The 24,002-nt window shown below is 73.1% G+C and carries 24 protein-coding genes; 15 read left to right on the forward strand and 9 right to left on the reverse strand.

The window, feature by feature from the left end; genetic code table 11:
• Position 1 precedes the first annotated feature (1 nt).
• The 3 genes from IE99_RS0122370 to IE99_RS29630 form a co-directional block, all read right to left on the reverse strand.
• Complete coding sequence (locus IE99_RS0122370) at positions 2-1,681, reverse strand: GspE/PulE family protein (RefSeq protein ID WP_030174223.1); 1,680 nt, start codon at positions 1,679-1,681, stop codon at positions 2-4.
• A gap of 119 nt (positions 1,682-1,800) precedes the next feature.
• Entirely contained in the window at positions 1,801-2,889 is a 1,089-nt protein-coding gene (locus IE99_RS0122375) for a GH25 family lysozyme (RefSeq protein WP_084219793.1), read from the reverse strand.
• A gap of 191 nt (positions 2,890-3,080) precedes the next feature.
• On the reverse strand, positions 3,081-3,410 hold the full coding sequence (locus tag IE99_RS29630) for a hypothetical protein (RefSeq protein WP_037559923.1): 330 nt from the start codon (positions 3,408-3,410) through the stop codon (positions 3,081-3,083).
• A gap of 504 nt (positions 3,411-3,914) precedes the next feature.
• Here IE99_RS29630 and IE99_RS0122385 point away from each other — a divergent pair.
• The 6 genes from IE99_RS0122385 to IE99_RS0122410 all read left to right on the forward strand — a co-directional run bounded on the left by IE99_RS0122385 (position 3,915) and on the right by IE99_RS0122410 (position 12,265).
• Positions 3,915-5,369, forward strand: a complete 1,455-nt coding sequence (locus IE99_RS0122385) for a hypothetical protein (RefSeq protein WP_051713019.1) — start codon at positions 3,915-3,917, stop codon at positions 5,367-5,369.
• Positions 5,366-6,205: a hypothetical protein gene (locus IE99_RS0122390; RefSeq protein WP_030174235.1), complete on the forward strand. Its 840-nt coding sequence runs from the start codon at positions 5,366-5,368 to the stop codon at positions 6,203-6,205. The genes IE99_RS0122385 and IE99_RS0122390 overlap by 4 nt, the downstream gene beginning before the upstream one ends.
• A gap of 43 nt (positions 6,206-6,248) precedes the next feature.
• Positions 6,249-9,668: a bifunctional glycosyltransferase/CDP-glycerol:glycerophosphate glycerophosphotransferase gene (locus IE99_RS0122395; RefSeq protein ID WP_030174237.1), complete on the forward strand. Its 3,420-nt coding sequence runs from the start codon at positions 6,249-6,251 to the stop codon at positions 9,666-9,668.
• The gene (locus tag IE99_RS30615) at positions 9,665-10,627 is read left to right on the forward strand and encodes an aldo/keto reductase (RefSeq protein WP_084219799.1); all 963 of its coding nucleotides are present in this window, start codon (positions 9,665-9,667) and stop codon (positions 10,625-10,627) included. The genes IE99_RS0122395 and IE99_RS30615 overlap by 4 nt, the downstream gene beginning before the upstream one ends.
• Before the next feature lie 44 nt (positions 10,628-10,671).
• The gene (locus tag IE99_RS0122405; RefSeq protein WP_051713022.1) at positions 10,672-11,415 is read left to right on the forward strand and encodes an SDR family NAD(P)-dependent oxidoreductase; all 744 of its coding nucleotides are present in this window, start codon (positions 10,672-10,674) and stop codon (positions 11,413-11,415) included.
• A 118-nt stretch (positions 11,416-11,533) separates the two neighbouring features.
• Positions 11,534-12,265, forward strand: a complete 732-nt coding sequence (locus IE99_RS0122410) for a cytidylyltransferase domain-containing protein (RefSeq protein ID WP_030174246.1) — start codon at positions 11,534-11,536, stop codon at positions 12,263-12,265.
• Between the two features lie 8 nt (positions 12,266-12,273).
• On the opposite strand, the gene IE99_RS0122415 is transcribed toward IE99_RS0122410, so the two are convergent.
• Together IE99_RS0122415 and IE99_RS0122420 are read right to left on the reverse strand one after the other, a co-directional pair.
• Complete coding sequence (locus IE99_RS0122415; RefSeq protein ID WP_051713024.1) at positions 12,274-13,071, reverse strand: class I SAM-dependent methyltransferase; 798 nt, start codon at positions 13,069-13,071, stop codon at positions 12,274-12,276.
• Positions 13,072-13,090: 19 nt separating this feature from the next.
• Entirely contained in the window at positions 13,091-13,591 is a 501-nt protein-coding gene (locus tag IE99_RS0122420; RefSeq protein WP_030174252.1) for a GNAT family N-acetyltransferase, read from the reverse strand.
• A gap of 103 nt (positions 13,592-13,694) precedes the next feature.
• On the opposite strand from IE99_RS0122420, the gene IE99_RS0122425 reads away from it, so the two are divergent.
• Together IE99_RS0122425 and IE99_RS0122430 are read left to right on the forward strand one after the other, a co-directional pair.
• Complete coding sequence (locus IE99_RS0122425) at positions 13,695-13,946, forward strand: acyl carrier protein (protein WP_030174255.1); 252 nt, start codon at positions 13,695-13,697, stop codon at positions 13,944-13,946.
• Positions 13,943-14,965 carry an HAD-IIIC family phosphatase gene (locus IE99_RS0122430; protein WP_030174257.1) on the forward strand — a complete coding sequence of 341 codons (1,023 nt, stop codon included), beginning with the start codon at positions 13,943-13,945 and terminating at the stop codon, positions 14,963-14,965. Before IE99_RS0122425 ends, IE99_RS0122430 begins: the two co-directional genes overlap by 4 nt.
• Here the strand turns inward: IE99_RS0122430 and IE99_RS0122435 are convergent.
• Positions 14,946-15,803 (reverse strand): PaaX family transcriptional regulator C-terminal domain-containing protein, encoded by an 858-nt coding sequence (locus tag IE99_RS0122435; RefSeq protein ID WP_030174260.1) that lies wholly within the window; start codon positions 15,801-15,803, stop codon positions 14,946-14,948. The two genes, IE99_RS0122430 and IE99_RS0122435, sit on opposite strands and share 20 nt — an antisense overlap.
• Positions 15,804-15,881: 78 nt before the next feature.
• Between IE99_RS0122435 and IE99_RS0122440 the strand changes: the two genes are divergently transcribed.
• Both IE99_RS0122440 and IE99_RS0122445 read left to right on the forward strand, forming a co-directional pair.
• Complete coding sequence (locus tag IE99_RS0122440; protein WP_030174263.1) at positions 15,882-16,913, forward strand: alpha/beta hydrolase family protein; 1,032 nt, start codon at positions 15,882-15,884, stop codon at positions 16,911-16,913.
• Position 16,914: 1 nt separating this feature from the next.
• Positions 16,915-18,054, forward strand: a complete 1,140-nt coding sequence (locus IE99_RS0122445; protein ID WP_030174266.1) for a saccharopine dehydrogenase family protein — start codon at positions 16,915-16,917, stop codon at positions 18,052-18,054.
• Here the strand turns inward: IE99_RS0122445 and IE99_RS0122450 are convergent.
• A complete protein-coding gene (locus tag IE99_RS0122450) occupies positions 18,011-18,466 on the reverse strand; it encodes a DUF6069 family protein (RefSeq protein ID WP_211258887.1) in 456 nt (151 codons plus the stop codon). The genes IE99_RS0122445 and IE99_RS0122450 overlap by 44 nt on opposite strands.
• Before the next feature lie 112 nt (positions 18,467-18,578).
• Here IE99_RS0122450 and IE99_RS0122455 point away from each other — a divergent pair, with 112 nt between their 5' ends.
• Complete coding sequence (locus IE99_RS0122455) at positions 18,579-19,034, forward strand: MarR family winged helix-turn-helix transcriptional regulator (RefSeq protein WP_037559925.1); 456 nt, start codon at positions 18,579-18,581, stop codon at positions 19,032-19,034.
• Positions 19,035-19,061: 27 nt separating this feature from the next.
• Here the strand turns inward: IE99_RS0122455 and IE99_RS0122460 are convergent, their stop codons facing one another.
• Entirely contained in the window at positions 19,062-19,427 is a 366-nt protein-coding gene (locus tag IE99_RS0122460) for a metalloregulator ArsR/SmtB family transcription factor (RefSeq protein WP_030174284.1), read from the reverse strand.
• An 85-nt stretch (positions 19,428-19,512) separates the two neighbouring features.
• Here IE99_RS0122460 and IE99_RS0122465 point away from each other — a divergent pair, with 85 nt between their 5' ends.
• Together IE99_RS0122465 and IE99_RS0122470 are read left to right on the forward strand one after the other, a co-directional pair.
• On the forward strand, positions 19,513-21,054 hold the full coding sequence (locus IE99_RS0122465; RefSeq protein ID WP_245623307.1) for an FAD-dependent oxidoreductase: 1,542 nt from the start codon (positions 19,513-19,515) through the stop codon (positions 21,052-21,054).
• A 51-nt stretch (positions 21,055-21,105) separates the two neighbouring features.
• The gene (locus tag IE99_RS0122470; protein WP_030174296.1) at positions 21,106-21,621 is read left to right on the forward strand and encodes a GNAT family N-acetyltransferase; all 516 of its coding nucleotides are present in this window, start codon (positions 21,106-21,108) and stop codon (positions 21,619-21,621) included.
• 124 nt (positions 21,622-21,745) lie between these two features.
• On the opposite strand, the gene IE99_RS0122475 is transcribed toward IE99_RS0122470, so the two are convergent.
• Positions 21,746-22,375, reverse strand: a complete 630-nt coding sequence (locus IE99_RS0122475) for an LUD domain-containing protein (RefSeq protein WP_030174298.1) — start codon at positions 22,373-22,375, stop codon at positions 21,746-21,748.
• 156 nt (positions 22,376-22,531) lie between these two features.
• On the opposite strand from IE99_RS0122475, the gene sigJ reads away from it, so the two are divergent.
• Both sigJ and IE99_RS0122485 read left to right on the forward strand, forming a co-directional pair.
• Positions 22,532-23,464: an RNA polymerase sigma factor SigJ gene (gene sigJ, locus IE99_RS0122480; RefSeq protein WP_030174300.1), complete on the forward strand. Its 933-nt coding sequence runs from the start codon at positions 22,532-22,534 to the stop codon at positions 23,462-23,464.
• A gap of 56 nt (positions 23,465-23,520) precedes the next feature.
• Entirely contained in the window at positions 23,521-23,973 is a 453-nt protein-coding gene (locus IE99_RS0122485; protein WP_245623308.1) for a MarR family winged helix-turn-helix transcriptional regulator, read from the forward strand.
• The last annotated feature ends 29 nt before the right edge of the window (positions 23,974-24,002 follow it).

A 24,002-nucleotide genomic window follows, 5' to 3' on the forward strand; every position in this document is an offset into this window, starting at 1 on the left:
GTCAGGCGGCGACGCGCAGGACCTCGGCGACGGACGTCTGCCCGGCGGCGGCCTTGGCCAGGCCGTCCGCGCGGAGGTCGCCCATGCCCTGCTCGGTCGCCACCCGCCGCAGCTCGTGCGCGGACGCGCGGCGGATCGTCAGCTGCTCGATCTCCTCCGACATCGTCATCACCTCGTGCAGCGCGATGCGCCCGCGGTAGCCGGTGTTCGAGCAGGAGCGGCAGCCGACGGGCTTCCACAGCGTCTTCGGCATGGGCACGTCGCCGAACGGCCAGCGCGCCGCGTCCAGCTCCGCCATGGTCGGGGCGTGCTCGCGCTTGCAGAAGTCGCAGAGCCGGCGGGCGAGGCGCTGCGCGAGGACGCAGTCGACCGACGAGCCGACGAGGAACGGCTCGATGCCCATCTCCGTCAGCCGCGTCACCGCGCTCGGCGCGTCGTTGGTGTGCAGGGTCGACAGGACGAGGTGGCCGGTGAGGGCGGCCTCGACCGCGAGCTGCGCGGTGGCGCGGTCGCGGATCTCGCCGATCAGGACGGTGTCGGGGTCGGACCGCAGGATCGCCGGCAGCACCGCCGCGAACGTCAGGCCCGCCTTGTGGTCGACCTGGATCTGGTTGACGCCGGGCAGCCGGTACTCGACCGGGTCCTCGACCGTGATGATGTTGACGGTGGGGGAGATCAGCGCGGCGAGCGTCGCGTACAGGGTGGTGGACTTGCCGGAGCCGGTCGGGCCGGTGACCAGCAGCATCCCGTGCGGCTTCGCGAAGGACGCGCTGTAGCGGGCGTGGTTGTCCGCGCTGAACCCGAGGGCCTGGAGCTCCAGCGTGATGCCGTTGGTGTCGAGGACCCGCAGCACCACCTTCTCGCCCCACACCGTCGGCAGCGTCGCGGTGCGCAGGTCGACCGACCGGTGCGCGGTGTGCACGGTGATCCGGCCGTTCTGCGGGACGCGCCGCTCGGTGATGTCGATGTTCGACATGATCTTCAGCCGGGAGACGAGCGCGGCCTGCACCTCGCGCGGCACCGTGTCGACCTCGTGCAGCACGCCGTCGATGCGGCAGCGGACCCGCATGTCGCCCTCGGTGGGCTCCAGGTGCAGGTCGGACGCCCGGTTGGCGATGGCCTGCTCGATCAGCGAGTTCACGTACCGGACGATCGGCGCGTCGTCGCCGGCGTCCGCGATCCCGGCGACGCTCGCCGTCTCGGTCTCCTGCCGGGTCCGCAGCGACGCGGCGATGTCGGCGAGGTCGGTGTCCTCCCGGCGCAGCCGGTCGATGATCGTCCGGAGTTCGGACCGGGCCACCACGACGGGCCGGACCGTCAGCCCGGTCGCGGCGCGGACGTCGTCCAGCGCGACGACGTCGGCGGGGTCGGTGATGCCGACGACGAGCTCGCCGTCCTTCAACGACAGGCCGAGGACGCGGTGCCTCAGCACCAGCGGCAGCGGGATCCGGCGGACCGCGGCGGGCTCGATCGGGTACCCGGCGAGGTCCACGCTGGCGACGCCGTGCGCCTCCGCGGACGCCTCGGTCAGCTGCGTCTCGGTGACGAGGTGCTCGTTGATGAGGACGTGGCGGATCGACCGCCCGGTGCGCTCGGCCTCGTCGGTGGCGCGCTTCAGGGCGTCCTCGCCGACCCCGCGGCGCCCGAGCGCCTCGAGCAGCGGGCGGAAGCTCTCGTTCATCGTCCCTCGATCCGGTGGCGGTCCTCGTGTCCCATCGGCGGGGACGGGCGCCACCTGAGCCGGGAAATGGGCGAAGCCGCCGCCGGGGTCGGCCCGGCGGCGGCTTCGCGGTCGAGGGGTCAGCGGACGTTGACGTAGTCGGTGCGGCTCGTGCTCGCGACCCTTCCGCCGTCGCCGCCGAAGGCGACCTGCCAGGTGCCGTCCAGCCGGGCGGTCACGGTCGTCCGGAACGTGCCGCTCGCGTCCGTGGTGACGGTCTTGACCGACGAGCGGGCGGTGGCGCCCTTCTTCTGGAACACGAGGGTCACCCTCGCGCCCGGGACCGGCGCGCCGGTGTCGTCGCGGTGCAGCGTCCCCTTGACGACCAGTACGCGGCCCTTCCTGACGGGTTCGGGCGAGACGTTCATCGTCCGGATCCGCGTGGCGGCCTTCCCGCGCGCCAGCGTCTGCAGCGAGGCGTAGTTGCCGTTGAAGACGTTCTGGTCGCCGGGGAAGATGCCGGAGGAGTCGTACTGCCAGATGGCCTGCTGCTTCCACCCGGGGGGCAGCGGGCCCAGCGTCGACGAGTACTGGGCGATCCACAGGGAGTTGCCACTGAACGCGGTGCTGTCCCCTGTGCAGGTCTTCCACCAGTAGCCGTTGGTGTAGATGATGGGCTTGCGGCCGGTGAGGACGGCGTACCGGTCGCTGAACTCCTTGACCCAGGCCACCATCTTTGCGTCGGAGAACCCGTAGCAGGTGTCGAGGCCGTTGGACGACTGGTAGGGGTTGAACTCGATGTCCAGGACGCCGGGCAGCGTCCATCCGTCGGCGGTCCAGTGGCCGCCGTTCTTGACGAAGTAGTCGGCCTGCGCCGCGCCGCTGGACTTGTGCGGCAGCGCGAAATGGTACGCACCCCGGATCATGCCGACGTTCCGGGCGCCCGTGTACTGCTGGGAGTAGTACGGGTTGCGGTACGTCACGGACTCGGTCGCCTTGATGAACGCGAAGCGCGCGCCGTCCTTCCAGACCTGCGGCCAGGACACGTTCGGCTGGTGGCTGCTCACGTCCAGGCCCTTGATGCCGGGGGGCACCGAGGCGGCGACCGGGAGGGCGGCCTGCCGGACGGGCTCCCGCGCGGGCGCGGCGAGGGCGGGGGTGGCGGAGAGCGCGCCGGCCAGGACGGCGGCGGCCAGGCCGCCGGCGGTCGGGCCAGTGAGGGGTTTCATTTCGGGGGCCCCCAAGGTCAGGGATGGGATCTCCCCTTCCGATCGGCTCCCTTGGGGAACACATGAGCATTTCTCGCCCTCGGCGTGGCCCCGGCGGTGCCCGGATGAACGCGAACGAGGTGCGGTGCGTCACCGTTTCGGGATGTCCGAAAAGTGTTGCACCGCACCTCGGTTGGAGCGGGGTGGGGGCGTCAGCGGGCCAGGCGGATCCGCCAGGGGCGGCGGGCGTGCCGGTCGCCGGCGCGGAGCGTCCGGGCGGCCGCGCCCGGCAGCGCGTCCGGGCGCGCCGGGGCGGAGGCGGCCGGGACCAGGGGCGTCACCGGCGCGGGGACCTCCCGCGCGGACGGGAACGCCGTGGCGCACTCGGGGCAGGCGTACACGCCCCGGTCGTCGGGCAGGCGGCCGACGCGGACGACGGGCCGCGGCCATGCCTTGGAGCAGACGGCGCAGGCGTCCCCGTCGCGCTGGCGCTCGTCCAGGCAGGCGGGGTCGATCAGCAGCTCGATGCCGTTTGCGGACAACCGCTACACCCCCTTCGTTACAGAACGAGAGTAACCGATTGCGCACGTGGTGTCACATTTGAACTGTTGCAGGGGGTTGCTCGCCCTGCTCGAGAGGTTCGCCGCCGACGGTCCTCGGCCGATCGAGCGGTGGCGCGTGCCGTACAGGCGACGCGGACGCGGCCCGTTCTCCGACCCGGGTGCGTCGCGCCGGAGCCGGTGATCCGGGTTTCGCGCTGCGGCCGCCCGGCTGCCGGAGCGGATTCGGATGTGTCAAGAGTCGGGAAAGTTGTGATGGAGCCTCGCTCGGAGATCGTCGCCGGTCCGTAGTGTTGAGTGCCCGGAGACGGTTTCGGGGAGACAATGAACCTAGATGTCGACGACCAGGACTTCCGGCGTTTTCTGGAAGCCGCTGAACTCTACTGGAAAAGAGGACGTTCCGGATCTTCGACAGAAAGATGGATCGTTGTCGAGGCGTTCCATCCCGACATTCGGGTCCATATCCGTAATCTCACGCTGGGCGGCGTGCTGAGCCGGATCACCGGCGCGCGCCTGCTGGTCCTGACGGGTGCCGATCCCGAATGGAAGACGACATTCTGGAAGCGGTTCGACACGGACCGCGTGCGGGCGCTCGCCGAGGCGTACGGGGCGGACGAGGTTCTGGACGTCCATGCCCTCGCGGCCCGGCAAGTGCGGGACGGTGCGCTGCCCGATGCCGACCTCGACCCCGGATCGCTCGCAGCGCGGACCGACTCCACGCTGTGCCGGCTGCTCTGCGCGCCCCGCGTCCCCGCCGGGTACGACCGCGCACCCCGCGCCGGGCTGGGCCGGGCCCTCGCCGCCGTCTACGCCATGGTCTTTCACCGGTACGCGCCGGAGGCCCTGATCACGTGCGACGTCGAGTACGACCAGTGGGGGCTGGCGGTCGAGCTCGCCATGCGGTGGGACGTCCCGGTCCTGCACGCCCAGACGACCGGGTCGATGAAGGCGTACGCGCTGTTCCCCGGAAGCCGGGTGGGAGAGCCGACCTTCCGCGGTGAACTCACGCTCCAGATCGGCGACTTCTTCCGTGCGAACGTCTGGGAGAACCGATCGCTCCTCGAGCCGGGCGTCGCCCGGGTGATGGAGCGGTCGCGGCTCAACATGGGGCGGCCCAGCTGGTGGCGCAAGGACGGTCAGGCAGCCCTGGAACTGCGCACGGAGGCCGAGCGGGAACGGTTCCGTGTCTTCGCCCAGGACCGTTTCGGATTCGACCACGACCGGCCCGTCGTCGCCGTCTTCGCACACGCGCTGTCGGACGCCCTCGGCACCAACCGGGAGGTGTTCGCCGACCTCGCCGAATGGCTGGAGGAGACCGCCAGGTTCGCCTACGGGCGCAGCGACGCGAACTGGTTGTTCCTGGACCACCCCCACCAGAGGATCTTTGACGAGACGGGGTTCTTCAAGGAACTCGCCGGGCAGTACGCGGGGGCGCCGAATCTGCGGTTCCTGCCGAGCGTCGACCTTTCCAAGAATTCCCTTTACGCACTCACCGATCTCGGCGTCACCGTCCGCGGCAGCGTCGCGAACGAGCTGCCCGCCCTGGGCGTGCCCGTCCTGCAGGCGGGCTGGTCGGAGTGGAGCGGCTGCGGATTCTCCCAGGTCGCCGCCGACCGCAGCGGGTACTGGAAGGCGCTGGACGACTCGATCGGCGCGATCACGGCGGGCCGCCCGCTCCTCACCGACGATCAGAAGGCGGGCGCCCGGCTCTGGCAGTGGTTCTACCGCTGCGGCACCGACGTTCCGTCGCAGCTCGTCCCGCACTGGGAGACGATGCCGGCGCGGACGCTGCTGGAGCATCTGGAGACGCGGATGCTGCAGATCGAGGACGACGGCGAACCGCTGCACGCGGCGGTCGCGCGGATGTGGGAGCGGCGGGAGCCCGTGCTGACCCGGTTCGACCTGACCGACGCGGCGGAGATCCGGAGGCATGTCCGATGAACGTCCAGGACGCGCACGCAGGCGCGCTGACCATCGACGACGGCCGCGCGCCTGAGATCAGGGCGGTCGAGAACGTGCTGCGCCGCACGGGCCGCCTCGGCCGGTGCACCGGGTCGCCCGCGGCGGTCGGGGCGCGGATCCCGACGATGGAGGGGCGGGTGCGGGTGACCGTCCGGCTCGGGATCCGCGCCGGCGGAGAGGACGACCCGCGGCTTCCCCGGGCCGTTCTCGTGCGGGCCCAGGGAAGGGTTCGCGGCGCGGTCCTGCTCGTCCCGCGCAAGAAGGGCGTGCGGACGGCGCCGCTGGAGTTCGACCTCGACCCCGGGGAGATCGCCCCTGAGGGGTTCCTGCTGGTCGAGTTCTGGGACGCCGCCGCCCGCGCCGCCCTGCCCGGCATGGGCGGTCTCGCCGGCGTCCTCATTCAGTCGCTCCACGTCCAGGCGCCGGGTGCCCCGGCGAGCCCGCTGTCGCTCGGCTCCGGTGAGCCCGCCGGACGCCTCGCGGCCTGCGGCTTCTTCGTCGTCAATCCCAGCGCCGACGACGTGACCGTCACGCTGTCCGCCGCACCGTCCGCCCAGCGGGGGCGCGCCGCCCGTCTGCTGGGCCTGGCAGCGCAGCGCGCGGCGCCGTGGTGTCCGGAGCCCGCCGCCCGGTCCCTCGTCGATGGTGCGGACGCGGCGGTCATGCTCGCCCGCACCGGACGCGACGCGTGCGAATTCCTGATCCCGGCGCGTCCCGAGCCCGTCGTGGTGTTCCCCGACGGAATCCGGGCAGGTCACACCGCGTCGCACGCCATCACCGTGAGCGGACGGCCGGGCGCGGAGTCCCGCCGATGATCCCCGGCGCGGGGGCGTCCTGTCAGTGATCCTGGAGAGGCCCATGTCAATATCGGCGCGTCCCGCCCTGAGCGTCATCGTTCCGTTCTACGACGTCGAGTGCTATTTCGACGAATGCCTCGCATCTCTGGCCGCGCAGACGTTCGCGGACATCGAGGTCATCTGCGTGGACGACGGGTCCCGGGACGGGAGCGCGGCCATCGCCGAACGGTACGCCGCCCGCGACCCCCGGTTCCGGATCGTTCGGCAGGACAACCAGGGTCTCGGCCCGGCCCGCAACACCGGTGTCGACCATGCGCGGGGCCGCTACCTGACGTTCGTGGACAGTGACGACGTCATCCCGCCCGGTGCTTACGGGCGCCTTGTCGGGGCTCTGGAGGAGTCGGGGTCCGATCTGGTGTGCGGGCACATGGCGCGGCTGTCGTCGGCGGGCGTCGTGAAGGTCGCGTGGGTGGACGCGGTGTTCGCCGCCGAACGCACCGGCATCACCGTCGCGGACCTCCCGGTCCTGCTCCGCGAGCGCAGCCCCGTCAACAAGGTGTACCGGCGCGAGTTCTGGGACGCGCACGGGCTCCGGTTCCCCGCGGGGTACTACGAGGACGCGCCCGTCATCATCCCGGCGCTGCTGCTCGCCGGGGCCATCGACGTCGTCCCGGACGTCGTGTACCACTGGCGGCGGCGGGAACGCGGGCCGCTGTCGATCACCGAGCGGAGCCGGGAGACCGCGCAGGCCACCGACCTGCTTCACGCCCTCATCCGGACCCGCGCGTTCGTCGTCGAGCACCGGCCGGAACTCCTCGAGGCGTTCGACCTTCAAGCTCTGGAGCGGGAGGTGTGGGCGGCGGTCTGCGCGCTCGCCCAGGCCGACGAGGACGACCAGAAGGAACTGCTGAAACTGATCGGGGACGTGATGTCCCCGATCGATGAGCGGCTCATCGCCCGGCTGCCCGTCGCGCACCGCGTGCAGATCGGGCTCGCGGCTCGCGGCGCCGTGGACGAGATCGTCGAGATGCGCCGCGCCCAGCTGTCGGGCGACTGGACGATCGAGCCGGTGCGGCGCGGCCTGTGGAACCACCGCTGGTACGCACGCCACCCCTTGTGGGAGGAGAGCCCCGAACGGCTCCCGCGCCGGTTCTTCGACATCACGGGCGCGCTCAGCGCGCGGACCGCGCTGACGGCGGCTGAATGGGACGGCGATGTCCTGCGCGCCGAGGCGCTCGCCTACATCCGGCTGCTGGACACTCCCCGCCGCGACGACTCCCAGATCCGGTTGACGCTGCGGCGTCCCGGGGGCGGCGTGGCCCGGACCGTCCCGATCGAGCGGCTGCACCGGCCGTCGGCCACCGCCGTCGCCAGCGAGCCGCACGCCAACCACGACTGGGCCGCGTTCGCGTTCACCCTCGACGCGGCGTCCCTGCTCGAGGGCGGCCGGCGCCGACGCTGGGTGCTGGAGGTCGAGGTCGCCGCGCACGGCGTGCGTCGCCGGGCGCGCCTCGACCCGCGCCGCATCCCCGCGCTCGTCACCCGTGACGGCGACGGGTTCCGCTTCCTGCGGGCGGCACGCGGCGGCGACGGGTCCATGCAGCTGGTGAGCCGTCCGCTGGACGTCGTCTGCACCCGTGCCACCGTCCGGGACGGCCGCATCGAGCTCGGCGGTTCCCTGGCCGCCGACTTCGCCGGGAAGCTGGTCATCCGGGCGGTGCCCGACGGTCCCCACGGCACGGTCGAGGCGGCCGCGGACGTGACGGACGGCGCGTTCACCGTCCGGCTTCCCCTGCCGTCGCTGGACGGCGCCCGCGAGGCGCGCTGGCGGTTCTCCACCGTCGTCGCGGGGAAGACGCACCGGCTCATCGGGCTGGACGTTCCGGAAGGGGACCCGGAGGGCGGTGCCGTGAAGACGGCGTTCCGGGTCGGGCGCGGCGGCGGCCTCGACCTGTACATGCAGGACGGGCTGCCCGTCCTGGAGGCGGTCACGTGGACGGAGGAAGGGGTGCTGAGGCTCACCGGCCGCCAAGACCGTCCGGGCCGGTTCGTGCTGCGGCGCGGCGGGTGCCTCGAACGTCCGGTGGACACCGAGTGGGACGGCCGCCGCTTCACCGCGTCCGTCGACCCGTCCGCAGGGAACCTGCCGATGCCGAACGGCGACTGGGAGCTCCTGTTCGCCGACGACACCGACGCGCGCGCGGATGTGGCGTTCGGCACCGCCCTCACCGGCGGGCTCCCGGAATCGCGCCGTTCCGGGCTCCGGGAGGTGGAGGTGAGGGCGGTGACCGGCCGGATGAGCGGCCTGCGCATCCGGATAGTGGCCGCGCACGACGAGGCGGAGAGGGGCGCGTACGCCCAGCGGAGCATGCGCCGCGCCTGCTTCACGCCGCGCACCCCCACCGAGCCGCTCGCCGTGTTCGTCGCCCGCCAGGGCCTCGGCCACGGCGGCCACCCGGAGGCGCTGCTGCGGGAACTGCGGCGCCGCCGCCCCGACCTGACGCCCGTCTGGCTCACCGCCGACGGCCGGCACACCGCGGCGGTCGCGGCGGAGAGCGTCGTGCTGAGCAGCCAGGCCGGATATGAGGCCCTGTCCCGGGCGCGGCTCGTCATCAGCGACCATCATTTGTTCGAGTGGTTCGAGAAGCGACCCGGCCAGTGCTACGTGCAGACCTGGCACGGAACGCCGATGAAACGCGTGGGATTCGACCTGGAGGACATGCCGTTCCATCGCGTCCGGCCGTTCAGGGCGATCGCGGCCGACGTCGCCCGCTGGGACCTCCTGCTCAGCGGGAGTCCGTACATGACGGACGTCATGCGGTCCGGGTTCCGGTACGAGGGGCCCGTCGCCGAATGCGGTAGCGCCCGCAACGACGTCCTCGTGTCCCGGGCGGCGGACGACATCGCCGCCCGCACCCGCCATGCCCTCGGGATCCCGGACGGCAAGAAGGTCGTCTTGTACGCGCCCACCGGACGCAACGAGGACCCTGACGCGACGTTCCATCGCGCGTTCCAGCCGGAACTCGATGTGGAGGTCGCGAGACGGGAGCTCGGTGACGACCACGTCCTGCTGATTCGCGCGCCCCAGTTCACGGCCCGGCGGTACATTCGCAAGGTCGACGGCTTCACCTGGGACGTCACCGACTATCCGTACATCGAGGACCTCTACCAGGCCGCGGACGTTCTTGTCACCGACTACTCGTCCGCGATGGCCGACTTCGTCATCACGGGGCGGCCGGTGTTCCTCCTCGGGCCGGATCATGAGATGTTCCACGAGCGCCTCCGCGGGCTCGTCGTGGACCTAAAGAGTGAGGGCCCCGGCCCGCTGCTGCGCACCACTCGTGAGCTCGCCGAGGCTCTTCGCGGACCGAACCCGGCGCTGGACGGCCGCTATGCCCGGTTTCGGGCGATGGTGTCGCCGGGAGACGACGGCAAGGCGTCCCAGCGTGCGGTCGACGCGATCCTGGAGCACCTGGAGTGACACGGGCCAACGCGCGGCTCGCCGCGGAGCGGGCTCCGAAGCCGGTGCGGGATGGGGTGGGTGGGCAGGGGGTGCTGGTGCTCGGGACCGTCCAGTTGGGGGTGCCGTACGGGGTCGCCAACCGGGTCGGGCAGCCGGGTCCCGCGGCGGCCGAGGCGATCCTGGCGGAGGCCGCCCGGCTCGGCGTCACGCATCTCGACACCGCCCGCGCCTACGGGACGTCCGAGCGGTGCATCGGCCGGGCGGCGCCGCGCGGAATGCGCGTCGTCACCAAGGTCGCCCCGCTGGAGCCCGGCGAGACGGACGCGGCGCGGGCCGTCCGGGAGAGCGTCGAGCGCAGCCGCGCCGAGCTGGGGGCACACGGGGAGCGGCTCGCCGCGCTGCTGCTGCACCGCATGGCCGACGCCCGCGAGGGGGCCTGGGACGTCCTGCGCGACCACCGGGACGCCGGGATCGCCGAGCGCATCGGCGTCTCCGTCCAGAACCCCGCGGAGCTGCTGGCGGCGCTGCGGCTGCCCGGTATCGGCTACGTCCAGCTGCCGTTCAACCTGCTGGACCGCCGCTGGCTCGACCCGGCCGTGACCGGCGCGCTCGCCGCCCGCCCCGACCTGGTCGTGACCGTCCGGAGCGTGTACCTCCAGGGGCTCCTGCTCGCCGGACGGGACGTGAAATGGCCCGGCGTGCCCGACCCCGACCGCGACGCGCTGGTCGCGGCGATAGACGCCCTCGTCCGCGACCTGGGCCGCACCGGACGCGCCGACCTGTGCACGGCGTTCGCGCTGTCCCACCCGTGGGTGACCTCGATCGTGGCGGGCGCGGAGACCGCCGCGCAGGTCCGCGACACCGCCGCCGCGACCGCCCGCCCACCGCTCACCGACGCCGAACGCGGCGAGGTCCTCGCCCGGCTCCCCGCCGGGCCCGCCGACCTCGTCGACCCCAGCCGCTGGAGGACCCGCTGAACTCCCTCGACGACCTGTTCGGCCTGCACGGCCGCACCGCCCTCGTGACCGGCGCCGCCGGCCACCTCGGCGCCGCGATGACCGAGGCCCTCGCGCGCGCCGGCGCGCGCGTGTGGGCCGTCGGCCGCGACCCCGGACGGCTCGGCGGCCTGCGCGACCGGCTCGCCGCCGAGGGCCTCGACTGCCGCACCGCCGCCTGCGACATCACCGACGACGAGCAGGTCGCCGCGCTCGCCGACGAGTTCCACGCCGACCACGAGAGCCTTGACGTCCTGGTCAACAACGCCCACCAGCCGCGCGGCGGGACGCTCGGCAGTGCCCGGCCGGCCGACTTCCACCATGCCTGCGAGCTCGCCCTCGTCGCCACCACCCGCATGATCAACACGTTCCGGCGGGCGCTGGTCACCGCCGCCGGCACCGGGTCGCCCGGCATCATCAACGTCTCGTCGATGTACGGGCGGGTCAGCCCCCGCCCCCACCTCTACGACGACGACGCCTCGGTGAATCCGCCCTACTACGGGGCGGCCAAGGCGGGGCTGCTGCAGCTCACCCGGTACGCCGCGGTCGAGCTGGCGCCGCACGGCGTCCGCGCCAACAGCATCACCCCCGGGCCGTTCCCCGCCGACACGAGCACCCCTCTCGCCGACCGGCTCCGCGAGCACACGCCCCTCGGCCGGGTGGGCGTCCCCGACGAGATCGCCACGGCCGTCCTGTTCCTCGCCTCGCCCCGGTCGAGCTTCGTCACCGGCGCCGACGTCCCCGTGGACGGCGGCTGGACGGCCTGGTGACCGGCCGCCGTTAAATGGCCTCCCGGAAAAGGTAATTCCTCGGAAAGCAAGGCGGATTCGGCGGCCGGCCGTCGATACCGTGACGTTTTCGCCAATGCGACCGCCGGGGGAAATGGCCATGCCCGTGGGAATTCTGGGAATCGTGCAGGCCCGCATGGGGTCGTCCCGCCTGCCGGGCAAGGTGCTGCGCCCGCTGGCGGGACGCAGCGTCCTCGGCTGGGTGGTCCGCGCCGCCGCCGACGCCGGCGTCGAGGACATCGTCGTGGCGACCACGCGGGCCCCCGAGGACGACGCCGTCGTCGAGGAGTGCCGCCGACTCGGCGTCGGCTGGCACCGCGGCCCCACCGACGACGTCCTGTCCCGCTTCCTCGGCGTCCTGGACGAGCACCCGGCGGAGGCGGTGCTGCGCCTGAACGCCGACTGCCCGCTGCTCGACCCCGCGCTGATCCGGACCGCCGCCGCCGTGTACGGGGCGGTGCCCGGCCTGCACTACCTGAGCACCCACGTCGGCCGCAGCCTCCCGCTCGGCATGGACGTCGAGATCGTCGACGCGTCGGTGCTGCGCGCCATCGACGCGACGGCGACGGCGCACCACCGCTCCCACGTCACGTCCTACGTATACGCGCACCCGGAGATCTACCGCGTGATGGGCCTGACCCTGCCGCCGGACGCGTCCGACCTGCGCGTCACCCTCGACACCCCGCAGGACTGGGACCTGGTCTCCGCGGTGGTCGCCGAGTTCGGCGACCGCCCCGTCCCGCTGCGCTCCCTCGTCACGTGGCTGCGCCTGCACCCGGAGGTCCGCGACCTGAACGCTGGCATCCACCAGAAGGCCCTCGAACTGGGCTGAGGCCGCTTCTAGCCTGCGGTGCGGCGGGGGAGGGCGGCGGCGCCGGCTCCGGCGCCGTGGTCGGCTCCGGCGGTGGCCTGGCGGGGGACGCGGGAGCGGGGGCGGAACATCAGGCGCAGCAGCGGCGCGCCCGCGACGTCCTGCTCCTCCATCCACCAGTCCTCGCGGCCGCGCGCCCAGGCGCGGAGGCCGTCGCGGAGCGGGGCCGGGTCGTCCCACGTGCCGTACAGCTTCTGCCCGGTGACGCACACCGGCCGCAGCCCGCGCGTGAACACCGCCTCCCACGCGGCGGCGGCGACGCCCGGGGTGTGCTCGGCGCGGTAGTCGTCCAGGACGACGACGCCGCCGGGCGCCAGGACGGCGCGGGCCGCGCCGATGTCGGACCGGACGTGCTCGTACAGGTGGGACGCGTCGACGTGCACGAACCGGCACGTCCCGGGCCGGACGTGGTCGAGGATCTCGCCGGTCGGGGCCTGCACGATCCGCGGGGGGCGCTCGTGGAACGCCAGGTAGTTGCGGGTGAACCCGGCCCGGGTCAGCGACGCGTAGGAGCCCTTGACCTCGCTGTCGTTCGCGGCGGTCGGGGCGGGGCTCTCGAACAGGTCGCACACGGTGAGCGTCTCCTCCGGGCGCAGGTGGCGGCCCAGCAGGATCGCGCTCTTGCCCAGGTAGCAGCCCAGTTCCAGCAGGTCTCCCCGGGACGCGGCGCCAGCCGGCCCGGCCAGGAACCAGGAGAACAGCTCCTGGTCGGTGATGGGGAACCAGCCCGGCACCTCGTCGAGCGTCCGCGGCGCGTCCTCGGTCATCCGTCCTCCTCGCACTCGGTCATCCGTCCTGCCGGCACAGTTCCACCCTGATCACCTGGCGCGGCTCGCCGTCCACGAGCCGCTCGCGCGCGCCGGTCTCGCGGAAGCCGTGCCGCCGGTGCAGCCACCGCACGGCCGCGTTGTCGGCGAGGACCTCCGCCCACAGCCGCCGGACGCCCATGGGCCCGAACGCGTACCGGACGGCCTCGCGCTCCAGCTCCATCCACGCGCCCATCAGGTCGCCCGAGCGGTGCCCGAGGCCCTCGATGTCGAGGTAGATGCCCCACGCGGCGGTGGCGGCGTCCCGGTCGTGGTCGAAGAAGTTGACGACGCCCGCGGGTGTGCCGGCGCGCTCGTAGATGAGCGTGCGGCGGGACGGGTCGCGGCCGACGGCGTCCCACCAGCGGCGGTGCTCGTCGGCGCCGATGCGGTGGGTCGTGAGGCTCACCCGCCGCACCTCGGGGTGGTTGCGCCACTCGCGGACCATCTCCCGGTCCGCGTCGGTCGCCTCCCGCAGCATTCGGCCTCCTTCGGCTCGCGCACGGTCACGTTACCGACACAGGACGTGACTGTTCAATTACTATCGGGGATCGGGAATCACGAGGTGGAAAGGAAATGGTGCGATGTCCGAGAATGTGCGTAACGCCATCCGGGGTTTTATCAGTCCGAAATTTCCGGGCGTCGACTGGGAGGACCACGAGGACCTGTTCTCGTTCGGCCTCGTCGACTCCGCGACCGCGATGGAGCTCGTGATGTTCCTGGAGCGCCGCTTCGGCGTCGAGATCCCCCCGCAGGACCTCGACATCGCCAACTTCCGCACCGTCGACGCGATGACCGCGCTCGTCGGCCGGCTCGGCGGGGCGGCGGTCTCGTGAAGCCGGTCAAGTGCGTCGTCTGGGACCTGGACGACACCGTCTGGTCGGGAATCCTGCTGGAGGACCACCGCGTCGAGCCGCGTCCGGAGGTCCTCGCCGCGGTGCGGCGCCTGGACGAGCGCGGCATCCTGCAGTCGGTCGCCAGCCGCAACGACCACGACACGGCGATGGCGCGGCTCCGCGAACTGGAACTCGCCGACTACCTCCTGCACCCGCAGATCAACTGGAACCCCAAGTCGAACTCCATCGCCGCGATCGCCCGCTCCCTCAACATCGGCGTGGACGCCCTCGCGTTCGTCGACGACCAGGAGTTCGAGCGCGACGAGGTCGCCTTCGCGCACCCCGGCGTCCTGTGCGCCGACGTCGCCGACCTCGACCGCCTCCTGGACGACCCGCGGCTCAACCCGTCCCACGTCACGGAGGAGTCCCGCTCCCGGCGCCTGAAGTACCTGGCCGACAACCGGCGCGAGCAGGACGAGCGCTCGTTCGCCGGCACCCGCGAGGAGTTCCTCGCCACGCTCGGCATGGTCTTCACGATCGCCCCCGCCGGCGAGGCCGACCTGCGCCGCGCCGAGGAGCTGACCGTCCGGACGAACCAGCTCAACTCGACCGGCGTCACCTACTCCCTCGACGAGCTCCGCCGCTTCGCCGAGTCGCCCGACCACCTGCTCCTGGTCGCCGACCTGGAGGACCGGTACGGCTCCTACGGCAAGATCGGCCTCGCGCTCGTCGAGCGCGGCCCCGTCTGGACCGTCAAGCTGCTGCTGATGTCGTGCCGCGTCATGTCCCGCGGCGTCGGCACCGTCCTGCTGAACCACCTCATGCGCCTGGCCCGCGCCGACGGCGCCCGCCTGCGCGCCGAGTTCCGCCCCACCGACCGCAACCGCGTCATGCGCGTCACCTACGGCTTCGCGGGCTTCCGCGAGATCGAGACCCGCGAGGACGGCACGGTGATCCTGGAGTCGGACCTGGAGACGATCCAGCCCGTCCCCGCCCACCTCACCCTGAACGTCGGGTGAGCTCCTCCAGGACCTCCGCGTAGCGGCGGAACAGGCGCGGCGCGGTGGTGTCGCGGCGGGTGAGCAGCAGCGTCCAGCATTCCGCGACCACGGCGCGGGCCCGTGCGCCGGGCCAGGGGCGGGGGAGGAGCTCCGGCGGGAGCAGCGGGTCCGGGTCCATGGCGCGGGTGAACTCGGCCGCCAGCTCGACCGCGATCGCGAGGCCGGGGGCGTCCGGGTCGCGGAGCCGTTCCAGCCGCTCGGACGCGACGTCGGCGAGACGGCGGTGCCCGGCGGCCAGCTCGTCCAGCGGCCAGAGCCGGGCGGCGAGCGCGACGGGGTCGGTGACCCCGCCGGCGTTGAGGTCGGTGCTGGTCAGGAACGTGACGTGCGCGGCGGCGCCGAGCCGGTCCGCCGCGTCCGCGACGAGGTCCTCCCAGGCGTTGGCCGCCACGTAGAGGCCGCCCTGCAGCGGCGCGCCGCCGAGGTGGACGACGGTGGCGCGCAGCGCGTCGCGGACGGCGCGCTGCGCCTCCGGGACGGCGAACGCGACCAGGTGCCAGACGCCGTCCCAGGGGGCCTCGCCGCGGTCCTGCGCGTACATGAGCCGGACGAACTCCACGTCCGGCTCGATCGCGTGCCGTGTGCCGGCGGTGGCGCGCAGCACCGCCCGGCGCCCCCGCCCCTCCTGGACGAACGCGCCGTCCGCGACGAGCCGCCGGACGCACAGGCGCACCTGCTGGTCGGTCATGCCGAGCGCGCCGGCGACGGCGTAGAGCTCGGCGGCGTCCACGGTCAGGTCGTCCCGGACGAGGCTCTCCACCAGCGTGCGGGTGGCGACCTCCACCTGTGCGGGCATCGCGTGCACCTCCTTTCGTTCGAGTATAGTACGGTCGAACCTGAAACGACCGTTTTGAATGCGAACGAAAGGTGGCCGATGCGCCTCCGTCCCTCCAGCCGCCCCCTGCGCCGCCTCCTCGCCGTCCTGCTCGGCCTGGCCGTGCTCGCCGCCGCGGCATTCGCCTGGGTGATCCACCAGAACACCTACGACCTGCGGGAGGAGCGGGTCGTCATCACCGGCGGGCGGCAGCCCCTCAAGGGCGTCCTGGCCTGGCCGAAGCGCGGGGAGGGGCCGTACGGGCTCGTCGTGTTCGTGCACGGCGACGGCCCCTCCGACGCCACCCGCGAGGGCTTCTACCGGCCGATGTGGGAGGCGTTCGCCAAGGCCGGGTACGCCTCGCTGTCCTGGCACAAGCCCGGCGTCGCGGGCGCCCCCGGCGACTGGCTCGACCAGAGCATGGACGACCGCGCCGACGAGACCGCCGCCGCCATCGCCTGGGCGCGCAAGCGCCCCGGCATCGACCCGTCCCGGATCGGCCTGTGGGGCGCCAGCCAGGCCGGATGGGTCATGCCGAAGGTCGCCGCGCGGACCCCCGTCCGGTTCGTCATCGCCGTGTCACCCGCGATCAACTGGCTGCGCCAGGGCCGCTACAACCTCCTCGCCGAACTGAAGGACGAGCAGGCGAGCCCCGGCAAGGTCCGGGCCGAGATCGCCCGCAGCGACAAGACCCGCGAACTCCTCGACCGGAAGGCCGGCTTCGAGCAGTACAGGGCCGCGATGGGCGACGTCCGCGGGCTCACCCCGGCGCGCTGGCGGTTCATCTCGAAGAACTACACCTCCGACGCGTCCCGCGACCTCGCCGCGATGCGCGCGCCCGTCCTGCTGATCCTCGCCGGACGCGACCGCAACGTGGACGTCGCCGACACCGAGGCCGGCTACCGGAGCGCGCTGCGCGCACCCGGGCGGCTCAAGGTCGAGCACTACCCGGACGCCACCCACGGGCTCGTCCGGGCGGACATCGAAGGATCCTCGCCGAAGCTGTACCTGTACGCGATCGCGGCGCCCCGCGCGCTGTTCGCCCCCGGCTTCCTGGACGACCAGCGCCGCTACCTCGAAGGGGTGCGCTGACATGCGGGTCCTGGCCCTCGGCGGGGCCGGCGCGATGGGCGCGGCCGCCGTCCGCGCCGCCGCCCGCCTCCCCGGCGTCGCGATCACCGTCGGCGACCGCGACGTGGACGCCGCCCGGCGGCTCCGCCTCGGCACCCCCCGCCACGTGGACGTCTCGGACGAACGGTCCCTCCACGCCGCCCTGGAGGACGCGGACGTCGTCCTCAACACCGTCGGCCCCTACTACCGGTTCGGTCCCGCCGTCCTGCGCGCCGCCATCGCGACCCGCACCCACTACCTCGACATCTGCGACGACTGGGAACCCACGCTCGCCATGCTGGACCTCGACGCGGACGCCCGCGCCGCCGGGGTCTGCGCCGTCGTCGGGATGGGCGCGAGCCCCGGCGTCAGCAACCTGCTCGCGGTCCGCGCCGCCCGCGGCCTCGAGGCCGTCCACGACGTGCACACGGCGTGGCCGGTCGACGTCCCGCCCGGACCGGACGAGGACCTCCTCGGCCCGGACGGACGGCCCGGCGCCGCCGCCGTCCACTGGATGCAGCAGATCAGCGGCGAGATCGCCGTCGTCGAGGACGGCCGCCTCGTGCATCGCCCGCCGCTGCGCCCGGTCACCCTCGCGCTGCCCGGTGGGCGCACCGGCACCGCCTACACGGTCGGCCACCCCGAACCGGTCACCCTGGTCCGCGCCCTCCGCCCCACCGGCCGCGCCGCGAACCTGATGGTCGTCACCCCGGACACCCTCGCCTACCTGGACGTCCTGCGCCGCGATCTGGACGCGGGCCGCCTCACCCCCGAGTCCGCGGCGGCCGATCTGGCCCGCCCGACCCTGGCCCGGTTCGTCCGCTCCTGGCCGGCCGCCGCGACCCGGCGCGGCCCCGGTACCCTTCCGCCGTTCTTCGCCGCCGTGACCGGCCTCAGCCGGAACCGCCCCTGGACCGTCCTGGCCCACCTGCCCGCGATCGGCGACATGGCGGAGGCGACCGGCCTCCCCTTGGCCCTGGCCCTGGCTCAGTTCCTGGACGCCGTCCCCGAACCGGGCGTCCACGCGCCCGAGGCCGTCATCGACCCCGACCGCCTCCTGGCCGCCCTCCCCGTCCCCGTCACGGTCGAGAGCGACGGGACGTCCGGTGGAAGAGGGGGATGAGTGCGCCCGCCACGGCCAGGTGGGCGAGGCTGAGCACGATGATGGAGCCGGTGGATGCCTCGACCCCCGTCAGGGGGAGGTACGAGGCGAGCAGGAGGGCCAGGGCGACGCCCAGCCAGATGCGCCAGGCGTGCCGCGTGAGGCGCTCGAGGACCGCCAGGAACGCCCAGCCGGCGAGGCCGGAGCCGAGCGCGATGAACGCGAAGGCGGCGGCGCCCAGATCCAGCGGTTCCCGGTCGGGCTGCTCGACGACCAGGTCGTGACCGAGCAGCGGCTCGCCCACCACCCACACGGCGAGGGCGGCCGCCACGGCCGCGGCCACGCCGATGAGCCGCCCGCGCGTGCGCCCCGCACGCGGGCCGGTCCCCTCCGCCGCTTCGTTCCTCTGCGCCGTGCCGGTGTGCTGCGCCATGGGGGATTCCCTTCAGTAGGTTGATTGTTCAGCTCCTTAAGTGTTGGACGCTAGCAGATACTTAAGGAGCTGAACAATACAGGTGGTGAAATCAGGGCTCTATGCTGGTCGTATGAGCGCCGATGCCGACCCGGTCGTGACCGAGCTGATCGAACTGATCTTCCAGGCCGGCGGGCGGCTGCGGGCGGAGTTCAACGCCGCCGCGGCGGAGCTGGACCTTCCTCCCGCCCAGGCCATGGTGCTGACCGACCTCACCGGCCCCACGCCCATGCGGACGCTCGCCGACCGGCTGTCGTGCGAACCCTCGAACGTCACCGGCATCATCGACGGCCTGGAGCGCCGCGGCCTCGCCACCCGCCGCCCCGACCCGGCGGACCGGCGCGTCAAGCAGGTCGTCCTCACCGCGGAGGGCGAGCGCAGGCGCGACCACCTCCGCGCCCGCGGCCGCGCCCAGGCCGAAGCCTTCCTGGCCCTCACGCCGGCCGAGCGACTCCAGCTGCGCGACTTCCTGGCCCGCATCACCGGCGGCTCGGGCGGACGGCCGTCCTGCGGTCCCGCCACCCCCTGACCGGCGTGGCCGGAGAATGGCCGGCGGTCAGGCGGGGGCGGGGGCCGGCAGAGTGAACAGGCCCGAAAGCCGGGTGAGCGCGGCGGGGATCGCGCGGTAGTACACCCAGGTCCCGCGGCGCTCACCCTCGATCAGCCCGGCCTGGCGCAGCACCTTCAGGTGGTGGGAGATGGTCGGGGCGGTCAGGTCGAAGGCGCCGGTCAGGTCGCACACGCACGCCTCGCCGCCCTCCGCCGCGGCGATCATGTTCAGCAGCCGCAGCCGGACCGGGTCCGCCAGCGACTTGAACACCTTGGCCAGCTCCGCGGCCTCATCGGCGTCCAGCGGCGGGCCGCTCAGCGGCGCGCAGCAGGCCGGGGCGGTGACATCCTCGATTCCCAGCGACATGGACATGCCTCTAATTTGACATCTATCTATGCAGGGTGCAAGCTGAGAGCTACTTAGATAAATTTCGAAATAAGCGTCGAAGGAGTGCGCCGTGAGCGACACCGCCCAGCCGCAGAACCCGACCGCGCCCCCTCAGGCCATCGCCGGGGGCGGCTGCTGCGGGGTCAGCGCCTGCTGCACCGACGCCGAGCAGGCCGTGGACCCCGGCTCCACCGTCGTGCAGGCCAAGACCGAGGCCGGCTGCGGCTGCCTGGACACCCCGCGCGACGACCGCGACGCGTTGCCGGTCGTGGTGATCGGTGCCGGGCCGGTCGGCCTTTCGGCCGCGGCGCACCTGGCCGAACGCGGCCTGGACTTCCTGGTCCTGGAGGCCGGTGACCGGGTCGGCGCCTCGATCCGCCAGTGGAGCCACGTCGCCCTGTTCAGCCCGTGGCGATACGGCATCGACCCCGCCGCCCGCCGCCTGCTGGACGCCGCCGGATGGGCCGCCCCCGACCCCGACGCGCTGCCGACCGGCGGCCGGCTCGTCGGCGACTACCTCGAGCCGCTGGCCGCGCTCGGCCCGATCGCGCCGCGGCTGCGCACCGGGACGCGGGTCGAGGCGATCAGCCGCGCCGGATACGACCGCGTGCGCAGCGCCGGACGCGAGAACGCCCCCTTCGTCCTGCGCGTCCGCCACACCGACGGCACCGCCGCGCAGATCCGGGCCCGCGCGGTCATCGACGCCTCCGGCTCCTGGGCGACACCCAACGTGCTCGGGGCCACCGGGCTGCCCGCCCTGGGCGAGGCCCAGGCCGCGCCCTGGATCAGCCACGCCCTGCCCGACGTGCTCGGCGCCGACCGCGACGACTTCGCCGGCGGGCACACCCTGGTCGCCGGCGCCGGCCACTCGGCCGCCACCACCCTCATCGCCCTGGCCGAGCTCGCCGAGACCGAACCCGGCACCCGCGTCACCTGGGCGATCCGCGGCGCGAGCGCCGCCCGCACCTACGGCGGCGGCTCGGGCGACCAGCTGCCCGCCCGCGGCAGGCTCGGCACCCTCGTCCAGCACCTGGTCACCACCGGGAAGATCACCCTGCTCACCGGGTTCTTCACCGACGAACTGCGCCCCCTGGCCGCCACCCCCGACCTCGGCGGCGTCCAGGTCATCTCCCGCGACCCCTACGGCGCCGAGCAGACGGTGACCGCCGACCGGATCGTCGCGGCCACCGGCTACCGCCCCGACCACTCCATCGCCGCCGAACTGCGCCTGCGACTGGACGCGATCCTGGGCACCACCCCCGCCCTGGCCCCGCTCATCGACCCCAACGAGCACTCCTGCGGCACCGTCCCCCCACACGGCGTCGACGAACTCGCCCACCCCGAAACCGGCTACTACGCCATCGGCGTCAAGTCCTACGGCCGCGCCCCCACCTTCCTGCTCGCCACCGGCTACGAGCAGGCCCGCTCGGTGGTCGCCGCCCTGGCCGGGGACTGGGACGCCGCACGCGCCGTCGAACTCGACCTGCCCGAAACCGGCGTCTGCTCGGCCGACAACGCCATCGGCCTCGGCACCGGCATCAGCGGCGGCCTGCTCGCCCGGCCCCTCGCCACCGCCAACGCGGGCGACCGCGGCGCAAGCTGCTGTGGCTGACCGCCGACCGACCCCGGCCGCCCCGGTCCGCCGCCACCACCCGGAGCAGTCATGACCCCGCTCATCCGGCCCATGACCGACCAGGACGCCGACCAGGTCCTGGCCATCTACCAGGCCGGCCTCGACACCGGCCACGCCAGCTTCGAGACCGCCACCCCCACCTGGGACGCCTTCACCGCGAGCAGGCTCCCCGCCCACCGCCACGTCGCCGCCGCCCCCGGCGGCGAGATCCTCGGCTGGGTCGCGGCGAGCGCCGTCTCCGCCCGTCCCGTCTACGCAGGAGTCATCGAGCACTCCATCTACATCGCCCCCGCCGCCCAAGGCAGGGGCGTCGGCGCCGCGCTGCTGAAAGCGCTCATCGCCTCCACCGAGGCCGCCGGGATCTGGACCATCCAATCCGGCGTCTTCCCCGAGAACACCGCCAGCCTCGCCCTCCACCACCGCGCCGGATTCCGCACCATCGGAACCCGCGAACGCATCGGCCTCCACCACGGCAGGTGGCGCGATGTCATCCTCCTGGAACGCCGCAGCCGCACCACCGGGGTCCACACCACCCCCGGCCACTGAGGCGATCGCCGCTCCGGGCGCACGGGCTGTCCGCGTGGACGACGAACGGGGGCGCGTCGGGCGCGCGGCCGTGAGCGGCGACGGGGCCGGTACCCGGAGGCCCCGGACGTGTGCCGACTCCCCATCAGAATCCGATGGTCTCGCGGAGCAGCAGGACGGTGCCGCGCCCGGGGGAGGGCTCCGCGTTGAGGATCAGAAGGCGGTTGGGGGCACTGGGCCTGCCGTAGGCGTTCATGGCGCGGTCGTTCTCCAGCGGGAGGCAGTGGTCCTCGACCCTGCGCAGCGCGGTCGGCAGGTCGGAGACCACCTTCTGCGCCCCGACGATCCAGATCGCGTGGGCGGCGGCGCCGGCGTAGCCGGGCAGCTGGCTTCCGCTGGCCGAGGCCGCCACGAGGGAGCCGGTCTCGGTGACGGCGGCGACACTGCCCACGATGACATCGGGGGTGGACATCAGCCGCCAGATCTCGCGCATCCGGGTGGTGCGGTCCATGGCCAGGCCGCGTGGCTTGACGGCGTCGTAGCGCCCGCTGGAGTTGATGTCCTCCTCGATGCCGGACAGGCGGAGGGTCTCGCTGGCCCCGGTGAACACGCTGGCCCCCTCGGGTATGAGCTGTTCGACGCGGGTACGCGCGGCGGCGGCGTCGTCGAGGATCTCCACGGTGAAGCCGTGTTCCGTCAACGCGGCGGCCGCCCGCTCCAGTCGCTGCGGGGATGCCGGGCCGGTGAAGGGTGATGCCGGCATTGCGGTGGTCATGATGCCTCCGAGTTCCTGTTCGCTGATGATGCGTCCATCTCGGCAGTACGACGACACAGCCCTTCCGGATGTGAGGTGGCGTGCCGACCTCACAGTTCGGCGTGCTGTCTCGTCTAACAGGTGAGGGCAGATGCGACCAAGGGAGCCGCCGACACCATGACCACCCGATCCGAGCCCGGGCAGCCCGATCCCGGCCTGAGCGCGATCATGAGCGAGCGGCGTCGGTTGCTCGATCTCGCCTACCGGCTGCTGGGCTCCACGGCTGAGGCCGAGGATGTCGTCCAGGAGACCTGCGCCCGCTGGTACGCCATGTCCGAGCGGCAGCAGGACGCCATCGAGTCCCCCGGCGCCTGGCTGACGAGGGTCGCCGGCCGCATCTGCCTGGACGTGCTCGGCTCGGCACGCGCGAGGCGGGAGCGGTATGTGGGCGAGTGGATCCCCGAGCCGCTGCCCGAGTCCACGGAATGGAACGGCGGGCGGCCGGGCGGCGCGGCCGCCGACCCCGCAGACCGGATCACCCTGGACGAGTCGGTCAGCATGGCGTTCCTGGTCGTGCTCGAATCGATGACCCCGGCCGAGCGCGTCGCGTTCATCCTGCACGATGTCTTCTGCCACCCCTTCGCCGAAGTGGCCGAGATCGTGGGCCGGACTCCGGAGGCATGCCGCCAGCTCGCCTCCTCGGCCCGCCGCCGCGTTCGCGATTCGCGGGGTCGCGCGCGTCCGACGACCCGGCAGGCCGCCATCGTCAGGGACTTCAAGCGGGCCTGGGAGGCCAAGGACATCGACGCCCTGATCGGCCTGCTCGACCCCGGCGCCACGGCGGTCGCCGACGGCGGCGGCCTCGCCGCCACCTTCCCGGCCCCCATCGAAGGCGGCGAGCAGATCGCGCGCGCCTGGGTCGAGCTCGCCGACCGGAGGTCCGCCGACATGACGGTCGTGGAGTGCAAGGTCAACGGCCGGCCCGGTCTGGTGGCCCAGCAGGACGGCGTCACCGTGACGGTGTTCGCGTTCGAGGTCGCGGGCGACCGGATCGAACGCATCTGGGTCGTGCGCAACCCGCAGAAACTCCGTCGTTGGACGACGGGCTGATACGCGCCCTCGCAGCGATAGTTCGCGGCCCGAACTATGGACGCTAGTCTGGCCGTGTGGATGAGCATGAGGACGGCCCCTTGGGGGTTGTGGCCGCTCTGGTGCGGTCGGCTTTTCTGGTGAACGCCGTGTACGCGGAATCGGCGCGGGAGCACGGGCTGACCTCGCAGCAGGGGCAGTTGCTGTGCGTCCTGATGGGGCGTCCGTACGGGATGGGCGAGCTGGGCGCGACGCTGGGGCTGGCCAAGTCGAGCCTCACCGGGCTGGTGGACCGGACCGAGCGCAACGGCCTGATCGGGCGTGAGCCGGACCCGCGGGACACCCGGGCCGTGCGGGTCTCGCTGACCGGCGAGGGGGCCCGTCTGGCGGAGGGGTTCTACGCCGAGACGTGCCGGCGGATCGGGGAGCTGCCGTCCGGGCTGGGGGCCGACGAGCGGGCCGCGCTCGCCCGTCTGCTGGGACGCGTCGTCCTGGACAACGAGGTCCCCGTGGTCTTTCCGGAAGGTTGAAGTTCGTACTACGAACTAATATGGTTCGT

The organism is Spirillospora albida (assembly GCF_000718255.1).
Taxonomy (GTDB): Bacteria; Actinomycetota; Actinomycetes; order Streptosporangiales; family Streptosporangiaceae; genus Spirillospora; species Spirillospora albida.